Here is a 17916-nt window from a genome sequence, read left to right as displayed (position 1 = left end):
CGAGCCCGTGAAGGAACCCCGCCCATGACCGAGACCCAGCAGCAGGCCCCGGCGCGCGACGACCCGGGTCGCGCAGTTCCCGCCATCGAGCTCACGGGAGTGGAGAAGGCGTACCAGGCCCACGGCGAGACCGTGCCCGCGGTCCGCGGCGTCGACCTGGAGATCGCGCAGGGCGAGTTCTTCTCGCTGCTCGGCCCGTCCGGCTGCGGGAAGACGACGACCATGCGCATGATCGCCGGCTTCGAGGAGCCGACGGCGGGCACGGTCCATCTGCACGGGCAGGACGTCACCGGCGTGCCCCCGAACCGGCGCGACGTGAACATGGTGTTCCAGTCGTACGCGCTGTTCCCGCACATGAGCGTCTTCGAGAACGTCGCGTTCGGCCTGCGCCGGCGCGGCGTCCCGAAGGCGGAGGTCTCCACGCGGGTCGGGGAGATGCTCGGCATCGTCGACCTGGCGGGGCGGGAGAAGCGCCGTCCCGGCGAGCTGTCCGGCGGCCAGCAGCAGCGGGTCGCGCTGGCCCGCGCGCTGGTGAACCGGCCGCGGGCCCTGCTGCTGGACGAGCCGCTCGGCGCGCTCGACCTGAAGCTCAGGCAGGCCATGCAGGTCGAGCTGAAGCGGATCCAGCGCGAGGTCGGCATCACGTTCGTGTACGTGACGCACGACCAGGGCGAGGCCCTGACCATGTCGGACCGCATCGCGGTCATGAACGACGGGCTGATCGAGCAGCTCGGGACGCCGCGGGAGATCTACGAGCATCCGGCGACGCGGTTCGTGGCCGGGTTCATCGGGACGTCCAACCTGCTGGGCGGCGAGGTCGCCGAGGCCGCGGCGGGCACCGCCGTGATCTCCTACGGCGCTGACGGGCGGATCGAGGTCCCGGTCAGGGGCGGCCGGAAGGTCGCGGCGGGGGAGCGGCTGGAGCTGACCGTCCGGCCGGAGAAGATCGGCATCGCGCTGGAGCGGCCCGCGGACGACCTGTGCGGCGTCCGCGGCACCGTCACCGAGGTCGTGTACCTCGGCACGTCGACGAACTACAACGTCACCACTTCCGCCGGCGCCGACGTCGTCGTGTTCTTGCAGAACGCCACGTCCGCCGACGACATCGCCACCCGCGGCGACAGCGTCTGGCTGTCGTGGGAGCCGCGCCACTCTTACGCCATAGGAGCCCCCCAGTGAGCAACATCGACCCCGCTTTCCTCCGCGGACTCACCCGGCCGCGCCTGGCACGGTCCGGCATGGCCCGGCGGGACGTCCTGCGGCTCATGGGGGCGGCCGGTGCGGGGCTCGCCCTCTCGGCCTGCGGCGTGCAGGGGCAGGGCGGCAAGGAGAAGGTCAGCCAGTCCGACGTGCAGAAGTTCTGGGCGGGCAAGGCGAAGAACGGCAGGCTCAACTGGGCGAACTGGCCGGGCTACATGCAGGACGACCGCTCGACCATCAAGGCGTTCGAGAAGGAGACGGGCATCAAGGTGACCTACAAGGAGGTCATCCAGGAGATGGGCCCGTGGTTCGGCAAGATCCAGGCGCCGCTGTCGGCGGGCCAGTCCATCGGGTTCGACCTGATGATCATGACGAACGGGATCCAGCTGGAGCAGTGCCGCCAGCTCGGCTACCTGGCGCCGCTCGACCTGGCGAAGCTGCCGAACTTCCAGAAGAACGCGGGCGCGTCGTTCAAGAACCCGTCCTACGACCCCGGCAACGCGCACACGATCGCGTACGAGTCGGGTGTGACGGGCATCGCCTACAACACCAAGTACGTGGACGAGGAGATCACGAGCATCGCCCAGCTCTTCGACGCGAAGTACAAGGGCAAGGTCGGCATGATGGGCGACTCCCAGGAACTCGGGAACTTCGGGATGTTCCTGCTCGGCATCGACCCGGAGAAGTCGACGACGGCCGACTGGGAGAAGGCCGCCGCGAAGCTGCGCGAGCAGCGCGACAAGGGCATCGTCCGCAAGTACTACAGCCAGGACTACGTCGACGCCGTCAGCAAGGGCGACGTGTGGATGACGATGGCCTGGTCGGGGGACGTCTACAGCCTCACCAGCCCGGACGTGAAGTTCGTGGTGCCCGAGGAGGGCGGCACGATCTGGACCGACAACATGTGCATCCCGAAGACCGCCGAGAACCCGGTGGACGCGCTGACCCTCATGGACTGGCTGTACGTCCCGGAGAACAACGCCCCGCTGACCGAGTTCATCAACTACATGCCGCCGATCCCGGCCACGCAGGAGATCCTGAAGCAGAAGGCGGCGCAGGCCACGGGGGCGGACAAGAAGGACCTGGACCGGTTGAGCACCAGCCCGCTGATCTTCCCGTCCGAGGCGGACCTGGCCCGGCTGCGGCACTACCGGCGGCTCACCCAGGCCGAGGAGGCCGAGTACCAGAAGATCTTCGAGCCGATCTCCAAGGGGTCGTGATGGCGCGGGGACGGGGGCGGCTCACGCCGTACCTCATGATCCTGCCGAGCGGGCTGTGGCTGGCGGCGTTCTTCCTCATCCCGATGGTGCTGATGGTGTCCCTGTCGCTGCAGACGGGGAACCTCATCGACGGGTTCCGGCAGACGTTCCACTGGCAGAACTACATCGACGGGATCGACACCTACGGCGACAAGTTCGTCCGGTCGCTCTGGTACGGGTTCCTGGCGACGGTGCTGTGCATCGCGATCTCCTACCCGGCCGCGTACTGGATCGCGTTCCGCGGCGGGCGGCACAAGTCGACGTACCTGTTCCTGCTGCTGCTTCCGTACTTCGTCTCGTTCATCCTGCGGACGGTGTCGTGGAAGCTGGTGCTGACCGACAACGGGCCGCTCCTCGGGCCGCTGCGCGGCACGGTCCTCCCGGACGACTTCCACATCCTCGACACCGGCGTCGCGGTCGTGTCCGGGCTGACCTACAACTTCCTGCCGTTCATGGTGCTGCCGATCTACGTGGCGCTGGAGCGGATCGACCACCGGGTCGTCGAGGCGGCCTACGACCTGTACGCGAGCCGGCTGCAGGCGTTCACGCGGGTGATCCTGCCGCTGTCGCTGCCCGGCGTCTTCGCCGGCGTGATCATGACGTTCGTGCCGGTGTCGTCGGACTACGTCAACGCCGAGGTCCTCGGCGGCCCGCAGAACACCATGATCGGCAACGTGATCCAGACCGAGTACTTCAACAACAGCGCCTACCCGACGGCGTCGGCGCTGTCGTTCTCGCTGATGGCGATCCTGCTCGTCGGGATCTTCGCCTACGCGCGGACCCTCGGCACCGAGGACGTTCTGGAGGCGGCGGGACGATGACGACGCTCACGACGAAGGCGCCGGCGCCCAACCGGCCCGCCCGCCCGCGGCGCAGGGGCTCCGGCCTGCACGTCTACACGCTCGTGCTGATCGCCTGGCTGATCCTGCCCATCGCGATCATGATCCTGTTCGGGTTCAACGACACCCGCAGCAAGCAGAACTTCGAGTGGCAGGGCTTCACGCTCAAGTGGTACCGGCACCTGTTCGACAAGAGCGACCTGACCACCGCGGTCGTCAACTCGCTGACGATCGCGCTGCTCAGCACGCTGATCACCACGGTCCTCGGGACGTTCGCGGGCCTTGCGCTCGGCCGCTACCGGTTCCGCGGCAAGGGCTCGACGAACCTGGTGCTGTTCATGGCGATCTCCTGCCCGGAGATCGTGATGGGCGCCTCGCTGCTGTCGATGTTCGTCACGTTCAACCTGCCGCGCGGGTACCTGACGATCCTCGTCGCGCACGTGATGTTCTCGATCGCGTTCGTCGCGGTGACGGTCCGGGCCCGCGTCGTCGGCCTCGACCCGGCGGTGGAGGAGGCGGCGCAGGACCTCGGGGCCGGCCCGTGGACGCGGTTCCGCCTCGTCACACTGCCGATGATCATGCCGGGGGTGCTGGCGGGGGCGCTGCTGGCGTTCGTGCTGTCCATCGACGACTTCATCATCACCAACTTCACCAGCGGCGCCACCGTCACGTTCCCGCTGTGGATCTACGGCTCCACCCGGACGGGCACGCCGCCGCAGGTCAACGTGATGGGCACGCTCATCTTCGCGGTCGGCATCGTCATCGCGGTCGTCTCCGCCCGGCGCAACGTCCGCGCGTCCCGCTGACATGGACATCGTCAAGGCGCTCGCGGATGCCGAGCGCGAGCCGTTCTGGCTCCAGGACGGGGCCCGTCCGGACGCGGGGCCGCCGCTGGACGGCGCGCGGGCCTGCGACCTCGCCGTCATCGGCGGCGGGTACAGCGGCCTGTGGACGGCCCTGCTCGCCAAGGAGCGCGACCCGTCCCTGGACGTGGCCGTGCTGGAGGCGGGGCGGATCGGCGCCGCCGCGTCCGGGCGCAACGGCGGCTTCTGCGCCGCCAGCCTCACCCACGGTGTGGAGAACGGCGCCGGACGCTGGCCGGACGACATGCCCGCCCTCGAACGCCTCGGCCGCGCCAACCTCCGCGCCATCGGCGACACCCTCGCGAAGTACGGGATCGACGCCGAGTGGGAGCTCACCGGCGAGATGGACGTCGCCACCGAGGAATGGCAGGTCCCGGCCCTCGAAGAGGCGGCGCAGACGGCGTCCGGCCTCGGCTGGGACCCCGTCCTCCTCGACCGCGACGCCGTCCGGGCCGAGGTCGACTCGCCCACGTACCGCGCGGGCCTGTGGAACCCGGCATCCACCGCGATGGTGCACCCCGCCAAGCTCGCCTGGGGGCTCGCCGACGCGTGCCGCTCCCTCGGCGTCCGCATCTTCGAGAACACCCGCGTCACCGGCCTGCGCGCGGAGCGGGACGGTCTGCGTCTGACCGCGCCCGGCGGGGCGACGGTCACCGCCCGCCGCGTCGTCCTCGGCACCGGCGCCTTCCCGCCGCTGGTGAAACGGCTGCGCAACTACGTCGTCCCGGTGTACGACTACGCGCTGATGACAGAACCCCTCACAGGGGGGCAGCGCGACGCGATCGGCTGGCGCAACCGCCAAGGCGTCGGCGATAGCGCCAACCAGTTCCACTACTACCGGCTCACCGCGGACAACCGGATCCTCTGGGGCGGCTACGACGCCATCTACCACTACGGCAACGGGATACGACCGGAACTGGAGAACCGTCCCGCCACGTTCGAGACCCTCGCGCGGCACTTCTACGCCACGTTTCCGCAACTGGAAGGCGTCCGCTTCACCAACTCCTGGGGCGGGGTCATCGACACGTGCAGCCGCTTCTGCGCCTTCTTCGGGACCGCCTATGACGGCAGACTCGCCTACGCGGCCGGCTACACCGGCCTCGGCGTCGGAGCCACCCGCTTCGGCGCGGACGTCATGCTCGACCTTCTGCACGTCGGCCTCGCACCCGGCGAGGAGACCGAACGGACACGGCTGAAGATGGTCCGCACCAGACCCGTCCCGTTTCCGCCGGAGCCGCTCAGGTACGGCGTCATCGAACTGACCCGCCGCGGAATCGCCCGCGCCGACCGCAACGCCGGACGCCGCGGCCCCTGGCTCCGCACCCTCGACCGGCTCGGCCTCGGCTTCGACTCGTAGTTCGTTGGTTCGCCCTCGGCGGTCAGGCGCTGGCGCGCCTTCCCTTCAACGGGCGAAACGGCGATCGCAGCATCGCTCCGGCTCGCCTTGCGGCTCGCTGCGCGATCAGGTTTCTCGCAAGCTCGAAACCTGGCTTCGCACGCGATCGCAACGTGGAGGTCGTCGCCGGGCGGGCTTACGGACGTCCACCCAGAGGTCAGCACGGGGACTTCTTGTCAGTCGGGGGAGGCTTCGGTGCTGCCGAAGATCACTGAGGAGACCTCCAGGTAGAGCTGCTCGGGGTATGGCATGAAGGGGATGCTCTGCAGCCACTGCTTCTGGCCCGCGCTCTCGGTGCGGAACTCGCCGTAGCCGAGCACGCGGCCGGTCATGGAGCGGTTCAGGGTGATGTCGGTGACCTTGGCCAGCGGCATCATCACGACGTCCCGGTTGAGCACGCCCTTGATCACCATCACCCGGTGCTCGGTGACCAGGAAGAACTCGAGCGACCAGGCGATGACCTTCCAGACCAGGTAGGCGATCGCGATCAGCCACAGCCACCAGATCCAGGCGATGCCGGTCACCGCGCTGACCGAGGCGCACGCGACGAGCCCGGCGACGACGGCCGCGACGGGCGGGAGGAGGACGGCGGGGTGCCGGCGCACCGCGATGACGCGCCCCTCGTAGGACATCAGATACTTGTCGACGGTGCGCGAGGAGTTGTCGCGGTGCACCATCATGTCCTGCAGATTCACGGCGGCGTCCTCGTCATGATCCGGTTGGTCCAACGGTAGCCGACGCGCCGCCGGCCGCGCAGGGGCCGCGCGGTAAGGGCTCTGGCTCCCGAGAGGATCTTGTGGACGGGAGATCTCGCGCCCGATGATGGAACCCATGGAGTTCACGCCGGACGTGACGGGACGTCCCATCTGGCGGCTGCTGCTGCGCGGCCTCGGCGTGTACCTGCCGGGCTGGGAGATGCCGGCGGGCGCGCTGCGCGTCCGGCCCGGGACGACGGCCGGCGGTTTCGGTCCGCCCGCCTACCTGGACGGCGACGCCGGCTTCGGCGTGCAGATCCCGGACCGCCGGCGCGGCCTGGAGCCGGACCGGGAGATCTACGTCCGCGGCCGGGAGGACCCGAGCTTCGGCATCGTCGTCGCGGGCCCGGCGGCGGCGATCGGCAGCCGGGTCGTGGACGCCGGCGTGCTGATGCGGTTCGCGCGGCGGCTGACGTTCGAGGAGCTGTTCGACACCGGCGACGCCGACTCCGTCCCGTACGCGATCCGCGGTGCGCGGGCGGTGGAGAACGTGGTGTTCCTCGACCGCGCGGCCGGGATCGGGCTGTGCGCCGAGGTCGACCCGCTCACCCGCACGGCCGGCTGCCCGCTGTACGTGCGCATCGGGAGCCCCGCGCAGCGGACCGTGCGCGCCTACGCCCTGCCCCAGCCGGTGAGGTCCCACAGCTGATGCGACGGCAGCCGCCGCAGCCGGACGGTCGCGGCGGCCGGGTCCCAGAACACCTCGTCGCTCTCCAGCTCCAGCGACTGGGCCGCCGTCAGGACCGCGCACAGCAGCTCGTCCCGCGTCCGGACGGCCATGAGCGGGCCGATCTGCGCGACGGCGCCGGAGCACTCCGCGAGCGTCCGCAGCAGCGACTTGAGGGCCGCCTCGTCCTCGGGCGGGCGGACCGGCTCCACCCCTGACGGGACGCCCGGCTCCACCCTGGCCAGCCCGCGCTTCGACTCGTGGGTGCCGTTGTGGGGGAGGTCGGCGCCGGTGGAGATGAGCAGCGCGCTGAACACTCCGGCGAGGTCCTCGGAGGCGTGTCCGCCGAGGAAGTAGCGGCGCCGCTCCGGCGAACCGGGGGCGGGGTCGTCCGAGCCCTCGGCCGTGCGGAACCGGACGTTCAGCCGGCTCGCGCGCACGCACCGCTCGTACATCTCGCTGAGGATCTCCTCCAGCTGGTCGTCGCGCGTCCAGAGCCGGCCGGTGGCGGTGACGGCGTCGCCGTGGGCGCGCGGACGGCCGGTGAGCGCGGCGGTGACGGTGTCGTCCAGCTCGCCCTCGGTGAACCGCAGCAGTTCGGCGACGACGTCCTCGACGTCCTCCAGGGTGCGGGTGAGGGTGCGCTGGAGCTCCAGGATCTCCGCGCCGCCGCGTTCCAGCTCGCCGAGCCGGTCGAGGGCCGCGTCGACCTTTCCGGAGGCCGACTCGCCGTGCGCGCGGGTGACGGCCCGCACGGACGTCTCGACCTCGCCGAGCTTGCGGCGCAGCGCCGCGAGGGTGATCCGCTGCTGCTCCAGCTCGCGCAGCCGGCCCGCCTGCGTCCGCAGGTAGTCGTCGGCCTGGTGGACGAGGCCCGCCAGTTCCTCGACCTGCCCGGTGTTCTGCCGGAGCCGGTTGTCGAGCGCGGGCAGCACGTCCTGCTTGACCCGCGACAGCTCGGCGGTGAGCTGCTCCCCGACCGTGACCAGCACGTTGTTCTGCTTGGTGACCTGGTCGTTCAGCTCGTCGATCCGGCGGGTGAACGCGTTGGCCTGGTCGCGGCTCTGCTTGCCCGCGTAGAGTTCCAGCGCCCCCACCACGACGCACATCACCACCAGGATGACCGTCGTCATGGCACTCCTCGGGCGGGACGGTGATTTCCGGATCGGGTTTTGATCGCGACCATAACTTACGATCACGCGCGCCGACCGGAACTTACGTAACCGTCTGATCTCCATGACCCAGCGGTCTCAGCGGCCCTTTCCGTGTCATTCCGTAACCGGTTCCGTGCTAAGGGTGGCGGCCGTTCAGACGCAGCCCTCGAACTGCGGGACGGTGGGAGTGATCTTCAGCCCGGACTTTCCGAACCACCGTTCCAGCAAGCGCGGCGCGGTGCCGTCCTGGTACATCCCGGTGATCGCCTTGTTCACCGCCTCGCAGCCGTCCACGTCGCCCTTCCGGATGCCGACGCCGTACGGCTCGTCGGTGAAGGGCGCGTTGACGATGCCGAGCCTCTGGCCGCTTCCGGACGCCTTGCCCGCGAGCCCCGCGAGGATCAGGTCGTCGGTGGAGACAGCGTCGAGCCTCCCCGAGACGAGGTCGGCGAGGCAGCCGGAGTAGCCGTCCGCGTCGACCGGCAAGGCCGCGATTCCCTGCTCGTCGTGGACGCGCGGGAACGACACCGACCCGCGCACCCGGCAGAGCCGCCGCCCTTTCAGGTCGTGAATGCTCCGTATCCTCTCAGCGTCGGACGCGCGGACGAGGATGTCCTGGTGGGCGACGTAGTACGGGCCCGCGAACGACACCTCCACCTTGCGTTCGGGGGTGACGGAATAGCTCGCCACCACGAGGTCCACCTCGCCGTTCCGGAGCATCTTCTCGCGCGTCGCCGAGGACACCCGCTTGAACACCACGTCCGCGCCGCCGACGCCGAGCCGCCCGGCGATCTCCTTGGCGACGTCGATGTCGAATCCCTCGTAGCGGCCGCCCTTGAGCTCGCCGACGCCGGGCTGGTCGCCGTTCACGCCGATGACGAGCCGGTCCTTGCCGGCGACGGAGCCGTCCTCGGCGTCCGCGATGCCGCACGCCGTGCCCGCGGCGAGGACCGCGGCGGCGGCGAGCACGGCCGCCGCCGCGCGGCGCGCCCTCACTTCGACCACCGGTACTCGGCCAGGCGGGGGCGCACCCCGGCGAGCACGAGCAGGGCGATCACGACGCCGGCCGCGGGCAGCACGGCGTACCAGCCGGTCGTGCCGCCGTCCCCGTCCTCGACCGCCTCGTCGAACGCCTTCTGGTGCATGCCGGCCAGGTCCTGGAGGGAACGGTCGTACGCGGTGAAGTCGGCGGCGGCGGTGCCGCGGGCGGCGACGGCCTGGTCGCGCTGCCCGGCCTTGACGAGATCCCGCATCCGGCGGTCGTTCGCCTGGACCTTCTGGTAGGCGCTCAGGGTCCTGTCCATGGCGTCCGCAAGCTGCGCCTCCCGCGCGGCGGATCCGGTCGGCCGGTTGGCCTCGGTGCCGAGGAACCCGAGGAACGGCGCCCGTCCGGGCTCGAACGACAGGTCCTTCTGCACTTCGGAGTTGTACTGGGTCAGGTTGCCGGCCTTCAGGTACAGGACGGTCTGGGACTTGCTCAGGTACACCTGCTCGTAGGCGTCCGCCCGTCCGGGATCGAGGAGGAAGCGGGTCTCGTCGGCGTTCGCGCTGTTGCTGATGGCGCGCGTCCGCGAGAGGGCGAGGATCGAGTCGAACCCCTCCTCCTTGGCCTTGCGCAGATGGCTCGCCTGGCCGGACAGCATGAGCGCGCCCGCGGCGACCAGCACGAGCGTGCCGAGCGTGGCCAGGGCCAGCGGCACGTTCAGCAGGCGGCGGAAGCGCTTCGCGAGGTACAGCTGGAAGCCGACCAGGGTCGCCAGCAGCGCGGCGCCCGCCACGAGGAGCCCGGTGCGCCCCATCAGGACCGCCGACCGCTTCTCCTCGTAGGTGTGCCGGACGAGCGTCCCGTTGTCGAGCGTCAGGTTGTACGCCTTGGGCAGCAGGTCCAGCTTCATCAGGTCGGTCGCCTCCCGGTAGAGGTCGGTGACCTTCTGCGACGGCGGGCCGGACGCGTGCGGCGTCTGCCGGTCGAGCAGCAGCGCCTGTCCGGCGAGGCGCTCGTAGCGGCCGAGCGCGTCCAGCACGTCCCGGGCGGTGTTGTCCTCCGTCGTCTCGTCGGCGAGCTTCGCCGCCTTCAGCAGCGCGTCCCCGGCCTTCCGCCGGTTCTCCTCGTACCGGGCGAGGGCCTGGTCGCGCCCGCCGCCCGCCGCGCCGCCGATCAGCAGCGCGTTGGCGAGCTGCGCGTCCATGTCGGTGAGCTGGAAGTACAGGTCGCCGGTCGCGACGACCTGCGGGCCCGCGTCGTGGCCGATGACCCGCACGCCCTCGCGGGCGTTCGCGACCGCCGCCCAGCCGAGGCCGAGCAGGACCACCAGCAGCACGAGCGACATGGCGGTCAGCGTCCGGACGCGGGCCGCGACGGTGCGGGGCAGCAGCCGCGCCGCGCCGGTGGGCGGCGGGCCGGACGCCGACCGGAGCCGTCCGGCGGAGTCGCGCCGGGCGGGCGGCGCCGCCGGTGTGGAAACGGCGGGCGGGCCCGCCGGGGGAGCCTGCTCTACGGCCGTCATGTCGCCTCGCCTCGGGTGAGCGTGATGGTGGTCCAGGCGCCCACGTGGATGCGGTCGCCGTCGGCGACGGGGACCTCCACGTTGTACGGGATGGGGTCGGTGGACCCGTTGACGCAGGTCCGGTTGGTGGAGCCGGGGTCGACCAGCGTCCAGGTGCCGTCCGGCTTGGCCAGCAGCACCGCGTGGACGTGCGAGACGCCGGGGTCCTCGGGGGGCTCGCGCAGGTCGATCTCCGGCGGGGACGGCTGCGAGGAGCTGCGCCGGCCGATCCTGACCTCCCGCCCGGTGAGCGGGATCCGCCGTTCGGGCGCGTACGGCGGGAACGCGAGGGAGGCCGAGTCGGGCCCCTCCTCGGCGATGACCGTGCCGAAGTACTCGCGGTCGGCCGTCACCACCGCCGTCCAGACCGCGCCCGGGACGGGCGGGGACGGGACGGGCGGCGCCGGCACCGGAGGCGCGGGCACCGGCGGTTGCGGGACGGGCGGCCGGGGGACCGGCGGCGCGGGCACCGGCGGAGCCGGCATGGGAGGCGCGGGCCGCGGATCGGACGGCCCCCGGTGCGCCGGATCGGGCACCGGCGCGGGCTGGACGGGCTGGACGGGCGGGGCGGGTTGCGCGGGAGCCGTCCGGGGCGTGGGGAGGCCGCCACCGGTCGCGAAGTCGTACCCGCACGCCTCGCAGAACCGGTCGGCGCCGGGCGTCCCGCAGTCGGGGCACGGCCGCGTGCCGCCCGCGCCGCCCGCGCCGCCCTGCCCGGCCGGTGGGCCCTGGGCGGGGTGCGGGGCGGCCCCGCCGGTGGAGGCGCCGCCGATGGCCTCGCCGCAGACGTCGCAGTAGTCCGTCGACTGCGAGGTGTGTCCGCTGGGGCAGCTCGCCATGCTCAGCCCTCGCCCCGCCGCGTGGTCACGGTCTCGTCCTTGCGGGTCCGGACCGTCTTGGTGGACCGCGTCTCGATCTCCATCTCGGCGACCTTGTCGACGTTGCGCTTCAACCGGACGGTGCCGGTCGCCGGGTCGACGACGTCCACGACCTTGCGCAGCATCGCGGTGATCGCCTCGTTGCCGACCTCGTCGGCGAGCACCACGGCGCGGCCGAGCCGCGCCGTCGCGGTGTCGAGGTCGCCGTCCCGCCGGGCCTGCATCCCCTCCTGGATGACGGATGCCAGCTCGGCCTGCCCGGTGGCGTCCGCCACCCGCGGGTTGATCTTGGTGGACAGGGCCTCGTCGTCCGTCCACTGGGCGAGGATGTTCCCCGACGCCAGGACCCGCGCCTCCTCGCCCGGCCCGCCGGGCACGACGAGCCGCACCCACGCCGCGCGCAGCTCCTTGCCGCCCACCTGGCCGGGGGGCAGCTCCACGCAGATGTGGTAGTCGCGGCTCTCGGCGCCCCACGCGCCGAGCGGGTAGTCGCCCGCCTGCGGCGCGGAGTCGACGCGCTTGCCGGTCAGGTCCTCCACCGAGGGCAGCACCTGCTTGACGAACCGCAGCGTCGCCGTCTGCGGCGTCCACACCCGCAGCGCGACGTCGGCGACCGACTTGCCCATCGCCGCCTCCGTCATCGCCCGGAAGTCGGCGACGAGCCCGGCCGGGTCGGCGACGATGTCGACGCTGCCGAGCATCGCGGAGGCGACCTTGCGCAGCTCGGCGACCTCCCAGTCGGTGCCGACGCCGCGGCAGTCGCAGACGAACCGGCCGCCGCATTCCGCCAGCGCCGCGTCCAGCTCGGCGGGCGTCTCGTGCTGGTTCTTGCCGTCCGTGAGCAGGATCGCGTGCCGGATCCCGCCCTGGACGGTGTCGAACAGCCGGTTCGCGAGCTGCAGCCACGACCCGATCGCGGTGCCGCCCGCCGCCGACAGCCGGCTCAGCGCCTGCTTGGCCTCGGCGCGGGTCTCCGGGTTCGCGGGGACCAGCCCGGTGTGCTTCGGGAAGATCATCTTGGCCTGGTTGGAGCCGGAGACGACCGCGAACTCCACGCCGTCGCGCAGCGTGTCGATCGCGACCTGCGCGGCGGCGACCGCCGCGCGCAGCTTCGTCTCCGGGTAGGACATCGAGCCCGAGGTGTCGATGATGACGACCTCGGACGCGCGGGTCGCGGACGGGACGGGCGCGCCGTCCGCCGCGGTCGCCTCGACGGACACGATGGCGTGCATCTCGCGTCCGCCCTCGGGCAGGTACCGGTTCTGGTCGATCTTGACGGTGAACTGCGGCTGCTCGCTCATCAGGGCTGCTCCGTGCTCTGCGGGGTATCGAGGCTCTGGGCGGTGCGGCGGTGGTCGGCGCGGGAGGCGGGAGCGGCGGGGGACGGGAGCGGGATCACGGCGACGGTGATGTTGTCGCGGCCGCCCGCGTCCAGGGCGTGCCGCACGAGCGTCCGCGCCGCTTCGAGCGGGTCGGACGCCGGGTCGGGCGCGCCGTTCGCGCCGCCGGGGCCGCCCAGCAGCGCGGCCAGGTCGCCCGCCGCGGGGAAGTAGTTCCACAGGCCGTCACTGCAGATGAGGAGCGTGCCGGGGCCGGCGGGCCGGAACGTCGCGACGTGCGGGCGGACCTCCCCGGCGTCCACGCCCAGCCACGCGGTGATGACGTGCGCGTTCGGGTGCGCCTCGGCCTCCGCCTCGGTCAGCGAGCCCTCGGAGACCATGAATGCCGCCCACGAGTCGTCCTCGGTGAGCCGGCGGGACGGGCCCAGCTCGGCCATGTCGCCGGTGCTGACCTCCGTGTCGGCGGCGTCCGGCGCCGGGCCCGCGGGATCGTTCTCGCCCGGCCCCGCGGCGCCGTCCGCGGACAGCCAGTAGGCGCGGCTGTCGCCGACCCAGCCGACCGTCACCGTCGTGCCTCGCGTCACGGCCGACACGTACGTGCAGGACGGCGCGTCCGACGGGGAGGTGGCCAGCGCGGCGACGGCCGCCGCCGCGCGCAGCGCCGCGTGCCGGGTCGCGTCCTCGGGGTCCTCGCCGGCGTCGAGCCGCGCGACCAGCTCCGCGGCACCGGTGTCGGCGGCCGTGCGGGAGGCGTCCTCGGGGCGCTGCGAGGACCCGACGCCGTCGGACACGACGGCCGCGACCCCGGCGGCGTGCGCGGCGACGGCGATCGCGTCCTCGTTGCGGCTGTAGCGGCGGCCGCGGTCGCTGGCGCCCGCCGCGAGCGGCGGCCGGCCGCCGCTCCCGCCGGCCGCCGGCAGCTCGAACTCCAGGTGGTCGCGTTCGGCGGGCTGGCGCAGCCCGCACTGCTCGCAGTAGCCGTCGGCGTCGATCGCCGTCCCGCCGCAGCCGGCGCACGGCCGTCCCGGGGCGCGCTCCGGCGCCGCGGGCTCCGCCGGGGACGGCGCGTCGGTCAGCCGGTGCCCGCACTTCTCGCAGAAGACCTCCTCCGCGTAGACGATCTCGCCGCACTCGGGGCAGGACAGCTCCGCCGCCTTCGCGTGCTCGGCCGCGGCGTGCTCGGCGTCGGCTCCGGTCTGGTCATCGGTCACAGCAGCGTCCTCGGGCGTACGGCGTTGGCGGAGTCGACGAGCCGGCGGCACTCGTCGCGGTCACGGGTGCGGCGCGCCAGCTCCCGGTACGTCGCCTCCAGCAGGCGGCGCAGCGAGGTCTCGGTGAGCGGGGCGCCGAGCAGCGACCCGCCCCGCGCGCCGCCCGCCCCGCCCGAGCCGGCGAGGAGCCAGTCGAGCGCGGCCTCCAGCACCTCGGCGGCGAGCCGGTCGCGGCGCTCGGCGTCCAGGTCGAGGGCGGTGAGCCGGTCCCCGGCGGCGACCAGCTCGGCCGCCGACAGCTCGGCCGGCGGACGGCCGCGTACCGCCGTCGCCACCGCCGCGACCTGGGCGGGCACGAATCGGATGGAGATCGTCGGCACCGAGTCGAGGGCCGCGACCGCCGCGCGCCGGTCGCCCGCCGCGAGATGCACGCGGGCCAGCCCGAACGCCGCGTTGAGGTAGCTCTGGTCGGTGCGCCACACCGTCTCGTACAGCCGGACCGCGTCGGCGGGCGCCGACCGCTCGCGGCAGTAGGCGAGCGCCAGCTTCGGCGCCGCCTCGCCGGGCAGCAGCCCGTACAGCCGGTCGAACAGCGGCTCGGCCTCGGCGACCTGCCCGCGCGCGAGCAGCGCGACCGCGCGGTACCAGCCGACCCGCCAGTCGCCGGGACGCTCGGTGCCGGCCTCGTCGAGCAGCGCGTCGGCCTCGCCGGCCGCGCCCAGCTCGATCTTGGCGCGGGCGTGCGCCAGCAGGACCTCCGGCGTGCGCGCCGGCGCGTTCGCCGCCGCCTCCGCGGCCTGCGCGGGCTCCAGCGCCGACAGCCCCGACACGAACGCGGCGGCCGGGTCGGCGCCGTCCACCAGCGGCGCCGGCAGCGACGCCGCGGCCACCTCGGGCGGGACGGGCGGCAGCGCCTCCAGGTCGGCGTCCCCGCCCGCCATCCGCATCGTGAACCGCTCCGGCCCGAACAGGCCCGACGGGGCGGGCCGCGGGGTGCCGTCCTCGGCGGCGAGGACCTCCCGCAGGATGCCGGTGAGCTGCTCGGCCATCTCCGCCGCGTCCTGGAACCGCTCGTCCGGCTCGGGGTGCGTCGCGCGCAGCAGGAACCGGTGGAACGACTCGAACCGCTGGAACACCGGGACCTCGGAGCGCGGCGGCAGCGAGTGGACGTACTTCCTGGTGTAGCCGCGGAACGGGAAGCTCAGCACGGCCAGCGCGCGGCCGACCGTGTAGAGGTCGGAGGAGACGGACGGCCCCGCGTCGGCGATCTCGGGCGCCTGGTAGCCGACCGTCCCCCAGATGGCGCCGTCCGGGTCGTCCAGCCGGCGGACGCCGCCGAGGTCGATCAGCCGCAGCTGCTCCTCGGACTGGATCACGTTGTCCGGCTTGAAGTCGCAGTAGATCAGGCCCTGCGCGTGCAGGTACTCGAACGCCCGCAGCGACTCCAGCCCGTACGCGATGGCCTGCGCGAGCGGCAGGTGCCTCTCGCCCGGCGGCTGCGGCTGGCGCAGCAGGATGTCCTTGACCGACTCGCCGCCGACGTACTCCATGACGATGTAGCCGTCACCGTCGTGCTGGACGAAGTTATAGATCTTGACGATGTTGGGGTGCTCGACCTCGGCGAGGTAGGCGCGCTCGGCCGCCGCCGCGGCCATCGCGTCGGCGTCGCCGCTGTCCAGCAGGCCCTTCAGCACCACCCAGCGGTCGCTGACGTTGCGGTCCTTGGCGAGGTAGATCCAGCCGAGCCCGCCGTGCGCGAGGCAGCCGAGTACGCCGTACTGCCCGCCGACGAGGTCGCCGGGGCTGAGCTTCGGCGTGTAGGAGAACCGGGTGCCGCACTTCGGGCAGAACCCCTCGGTCCGGCCGGGCCGGTCGCCGCGCCCCCGGCCGACGGGCTCGCTGCAGCTGCTGCAGAACCGCTTGCTCTCGGCGACCTGCGGGTCGCGCATCACCGCGCTGGACGGGTCCCGGTACGGGACGCGGGGCACCTCGACCAGGCCGGCGCCGAGCATGCCGCGGCGGCCGGCCGTGCGCGACGACCCGGTGCGGGTGCTCCCGGTCCGCGTGCTTCCCGTGGACGTGCCGCCCGTGCTCGCGCTCCGGCCGGTGGCCGCCACGCGGGCCGTCTGCGCGGGCGCCGAGCCGCACACGTCGCAGTAGCCGTCCATGATCGTCCCGGCGCAGCTCGCCTGCGCGCACGCGTCGGCCCGCTCGGCGGCCGGGCGCGGCGCGGGCACGGCCGGCGCGGCGCTCTCCGGCGGACTGCCGCAGACGTCGCAGTAGCCGTCGGTGATCGTCCCGCCGCAGCCCGGCTGCGCGCACGCGCCCGGCGCGGACGGCGCCGGGCCTCCGGAGGCCGGGGTTCCGGGGGAGGCTGCCACGCCGCATAGGACGCAGTAGCCGCCGTCGACGGTTCCGCCGCAGCCCGGCTCGGTGCACTGGCTCATCGTTCCGCTCCCTTCGCCCGCGACATGATGGCCCGCTGGTATCCGGACAGCGACACGGTCGCGCTCCGCAGATCGCAGGGCGAGGTCCACAGCAGCTCGCGGGCCTGCTCGTAGATCCGGGCCAGGTCGGCGTCCTCGGCGTGCCCGAGCCGCGCGGCTTTCACCCGGTAGGCCTCCAGCCGTCCGCGCAGCTCCTCGCGGCGGTCCAGCAGCCCGCGGATCACGCCCGCGGTCTCGCGGGCCCGGTCGAGCGCCGCGGCCGCCGCGCGCTCCAGGTCGGCGACCCGCTCCGCCAGGTCGTGCCAGCCGCCGCGCCCCGGCGCGCCGACCGCGGCGAGCCGGTCGGCGAGCGTCGCCGACATCTCCGGCAGATCGGGCAGGACGGGGGAGGCGATCTTGGCGAGCACCTCGTCCCGGACGCCCCGCGCCTCCGCCTCCGCCTCGCGCAGCAGCTCCAGGACGGCGGCGACGCCCCGGATCCGGTCGGTGAACCCGTCGCGCAGCCGCTCCGCCTCCGCGAGCCTGCGGCGCACCCCGGCGAGGCCGGTGAGGACCGCGTCCAGCCGCGCGGTGTCGGCACGGCCGTCCCGCGCCAGGGACAGCGGGTCGCCGCGTACGACGGCCGCGGCGGACTCCAGCTCGCCGCGCAGCCGCTCGAACTCCGGCTCCGTCCCGCCCAAGGACTCCAGGAGCTCGCCGGCCGCCCGCCGCTCCGCCTCGACCTCCGCCAGCCGGGACAGCAGCGTCGACCAGACCGTGTCGAGCGCCGCGACCGACCGCGCGATCTCCTCGTACAGGGCCGTCATCCGGTCGACCGCCGCCCGCAGCGTCAGCCGCTCCCCGGCCGGGACGGCCAGCAGCGTCCGCCGCTCCAGCGGCACCTCCGTGACGGGCAGCTCGACCGACGCGCCGGCGAGCAGCCGGGTCAGCTCCGCGAGCTGCGCCGGCCCGGGCTTCGGATGGCGGGCCCGCAGCTCCTCCGCCGCGTCGACCGTGCGCCCGTACAGGTCGAACAGGCTCCACAGCGACCCCGAGCGCGACCGCACGTCCGCCTGGACGCGCTGCGACTCCCCGCTCAGGGTCGCGCCCTCCAGCAGCTGGTACCCCTGGTGGGCCTCCAGTTCGAGGAGCGCGGCGCCGATGCGCTCCTTCTCGTCCCGGAGCCGTGCGAGCGTACGGTCCGCCTCCTCACGGCTCATCGGGGGGCCGTTCACGCGCGCGTCACTCAAGACCGGTCCACGCTTGGCCCATGTTCGCCCCCGATTCCCCCGAATAGAGCACGTTTCGGAGCCTCAGTTTTCCCCATGCACGGCCGCCTTCTCAACCGGTAGCGATCATCGGTCCTCCGCCCCTCCCGCGCT

The 17916-nt window shown here is 73.1% G+C and carries 15 protein-coding genes; 6 read left to right on the top strand and 9 right to left on the bottom strand.

The genetic code is table 11. The features are described 5' to 3' along the window. Positions 1-24: 24 nt before the first annotated feature. From SM611_RS11015 to SM611_RS10995, 5 genes are read left to right on the top strand one after another with little or no spacing between them, the layout of a single operon-like run. Positions 25-1179: an ABC transporter ATP-binding protein gene (locus SM611_RS11015; protein ID WP_371949249.1), complete on the top strand. Its 1155-nt coding sequence runs from the start codon at positions 25-27 to the stop codon at positions 1177-1179. Further along, on the top strand, positions 1176-2420 hold the full coding sequence (locus SM611_RS11010) for a polyamine ABC transporter substrate-binding protein (RefSeq protein ID WP_371949248.1): 1245 nt from the start codon (positions 1176-1178) through the stop codon (positions 2418-2420). Before SM611_RS11015 ends, SM611_RS11010 begins: the two co-directional genes overlap by 4 nt. Continuing rightward, positions 2420-3280, top strand: coding sequence for an ABC transporter permease (locus tag SM611_RS11005; protein WP_371949246.1), 861 nt, complete (start codon positions 2420-2422; stop codon positions 3278-3280). The genes SM611_RS11010 and SM611_RS11005 overlap by 1 nt, the downstream gene beginning before the upstream one ends. Next, positions 3277-4104 carry an ABC transporter permease gene (locus SM611_RS11000; protein WP_371949244.1) on the top strand — a complete coding sequence of 276 codons (828 nt, stop codon included), beginning with the start codon at positions 3277-3279 and terminating at the stop codon, positions 4102-4104. The genes SM611_RS11005 and SM611_RS11000 overlap by 4 nt, the downstream gene beginning before the upstream one ends. A gap of 1 nt (position 4105) precedes the next feature. Beyond that, on the top strand, positions 4106-5518 hold the full coding sequence (locus tag SM611_RS10995; protein ID WP_371949242.1) for an NAD(P)/FAD-dependent oxidoreductase: 1413 nt from the start codon (positions 4106-4108) through the stop codon (positions 5516-5518). 215 nt (positions 5519-5733) lie between these two features. On the opposite strand, the gene SM611_RS10990 is transcribed toward SM611_RS10995, so the two are convergent. Further along, positions 5734-6252 (bottom strand): PH domain-containing protein, encoded by a 519-nt coding sequence (locus tag SM611_RS10990; protein WP_371949240.1) that lies wholly within the window; start codon positions 6250-6252, stop codon positions 5734-5736. Between the two features lie 136 nt (positions 6253-6388). Between SM611_RS10990 and SM611_RS10985 the strand changes: the two genes are divergently transcribed. After that, positions 6389-6961, top strand: coding sequence for a hypothetical protein (locus tag SM611_RS10985; protein ID WP_371949238.1), 573 nt, complete (start codon positions 6389-6391; stop codon positions 6959-6961). On the opposite strand, the gene SM611_RS10980 is transcribed toward SM611_RS10985, so the two are convergent. From SM611_RS10980 to SM611_RS10945, 8 genes are all read right to left on the bottom strand, one after another. Beyond that, positions 6925-8112 (bottom strand): hypothetical protein, encoded by a 1188-nt coding sequence (locus SM611_RS10980; RefSeq protein WP_371949237.1) that lies wholly within the window; start codon positions 8110-8112, stop codon positions 6925-6927. The genes SM611_RS10985 and SM611_RS10980 overlap by 37 nt on opposite strands. A 174-nt stretch (positions 8113-8286) precedes the next feature. After that, complete coding sequence (locus SM611_RS10975; RefSeq protein WP_504230278.1) at positions 8287-9129, bottom strand: glutamate ABC transporter substrate-binding protein; 843 nt, start codon at positions 9127-9129, stop codon at positions 8287-8289. Further along, positions 9126-10640, bottom strand: coding sequence for a GlnX family signal transduction membrane protein (locus SM611_RS10970; RefSeq protein WP_371949235.1), 1515 nt, complete (start codon positions 10638-10640; stop codon positions 9126-9128). Before SM611_RS10970 ends, SM611_RS10975 begins: the two co-directional genes overlap by 4 nt. Beyond that, positions 10637-11518: an FHA domain-containing protein gene (locus tag SM611_RS10965; protein WP_371949233.1), complete on the bottom strand. Its 882-nt coding sequence runs from the start codon at positions 11516-11518 to the stop codon at positions 10637-10639. The genes SM611_RS10970 and SM611_RS10965 overlap by 4 nt, the downstream gene beginning before the upstream one ends. Before the next feature lie 2 nt (positions 11519-11520). Then, positions 11521-12858, bottom strand: a complete 1338-nt coding sequence (locus SM611_RS10960; protein WP_371949232.1) for a vWA domain-containing protein — start codon at positions 12856-12858, stop codon at positions 11521-11523. Beyond that, positions 12858-14108, bottom strand: a complete 1251-nt coding sequence (locus tag SM611_RS10955) for a protein phosphatase 2C domain-containing protein (protein ID WP_371949231.1) — start codon at positions 14106-14108, stop codon at positions 12858-12860. The genes SM611_RS10960 and SM611_RS10955 overlap by 1 nt, the downstream gene beginning before the upstream one ends. Then, positions 14105-16555 (bottom strand): tetratricopeptide repeat protein, encoded by a 2451-nt coding sequence (locus SM611_RS10950; protein ID WP_371949229.1) that lies wholly within the window; start codon positions 16553-16555, stop codon positions 14105-14107. Before SM611_RS10950 ends, SM611_RS10955 begins: the two co-directional genes overlap by 4 nt. Further along, positions 16552-17754 (bottom strand): coiled-coil domain-containing protein, encoded by a 1203-nt coding sequence (locus tag SM611_RS10945; protein WP_371949228.1) that lies wholly within the window; start codon positions 17752-17754, stop codon positions 16552-16554. Before SM611_RS10945 ends, SM611_RS10950 begins: the two co-directional genes overlap by 4 nt. Between the last annotated feature and the right edge of the window lie 162 nt (positions 17755-17916).

Origin of the sequence: Actinomadura monticuli (genome assembly GCF_041463655.1) — a bacterium.
In the GTDB taxonomy this organism is placed as follows: domain Bacteria; phylum Actinomycetota; class Actinomycetes; order Streptosporangiales; family Streptosporangiaceae; genus Spirillospora; species Spirillospora monticuli.
Note: the sequence above shows the minus strand (reverse complement) of the source record. Positions and strands in the feature narration are given on the sequence as shown.

Bases quoted from the DNA above. Each gene is read 5' to 3' on its own strand.
- SM611_RS10985 (WP_371949238.1), top strand. From the start codon at position 6,389: ATGGAGTTCACGCCGGACGTGACGGGACGTCCCATCTGGCGGCTGCTG.
- SM611_RS11000 (WP_371949244.1), top strand. From the start codon at position 3,277: ATGACGACGCTCACGACGAAGGCGCCGGCGCCCAACCGGCCCGCCCGC.
- SM611_RS11015 (WP_371949249.1), top strand. From the start codon at position 25: ATGACCGAGACCCAGCAGCAGGCCCCGGCGCGCGACGACCCGGGTCGC.
- SM611_RS10980 (WP_371949237.1), bottom strand. From the start codon at position 8,112: ATGACGACGGTCATCCTGGTGGTGATGTGCGTCGTGGTGGGGGCGCTG.
- SM611_RS10945 (WP_371949228.1), bottom strand. From the start codon at position 17,754: ATGAGCCGTGAGGAGGCGGACCGTACGCTCGCACGGCTCCGGGACGAG.
- SM611_RS11005 (WP_371949246.1), top strand. From the start codon at position 2,420: ATGGCGCGGGGACGGGGGCGGCTCACGCCGTACCTCATGATCCTGCCG.
- SM611_RS10970 (WP_371949235.1), bottom strand. From the start codon at position 10,640: ATGACGGCCGTAGAGCAGGCTCCCCCGGCGGGCCCGCCCGCCGTTTCC.
- SM611_RS10995 (WP_371949242.1), top strand. From the start codon at position 4,106: ATGGACATCGTCAAGGCGCTCGCGGATGCCGAGCGCGAGCCGTTCTGG.
- SM611_RS10950 (WP_371949229.1), bottom strand. From the start codon at position 16,555: ATGAGCCAGTGCACCGAGCCGGGCTGCGGCGGAACCGTCGACGGCGGC.
- SM611_RS10965 (WP_371949233.1), bottom strand. From the start codon at position 11,518: ATGGCGAGCTGCCCCAGCGGACACACCTCGCAGTCGACGGACTACTGC.
- SM611_RS10960 (WP_371949232.1), bottom strand. From the start codon at position 12,858: ATGAGCGAGCAGCCGCAGTTCACCGTCAAGATCGACCAGAACCGGTAC.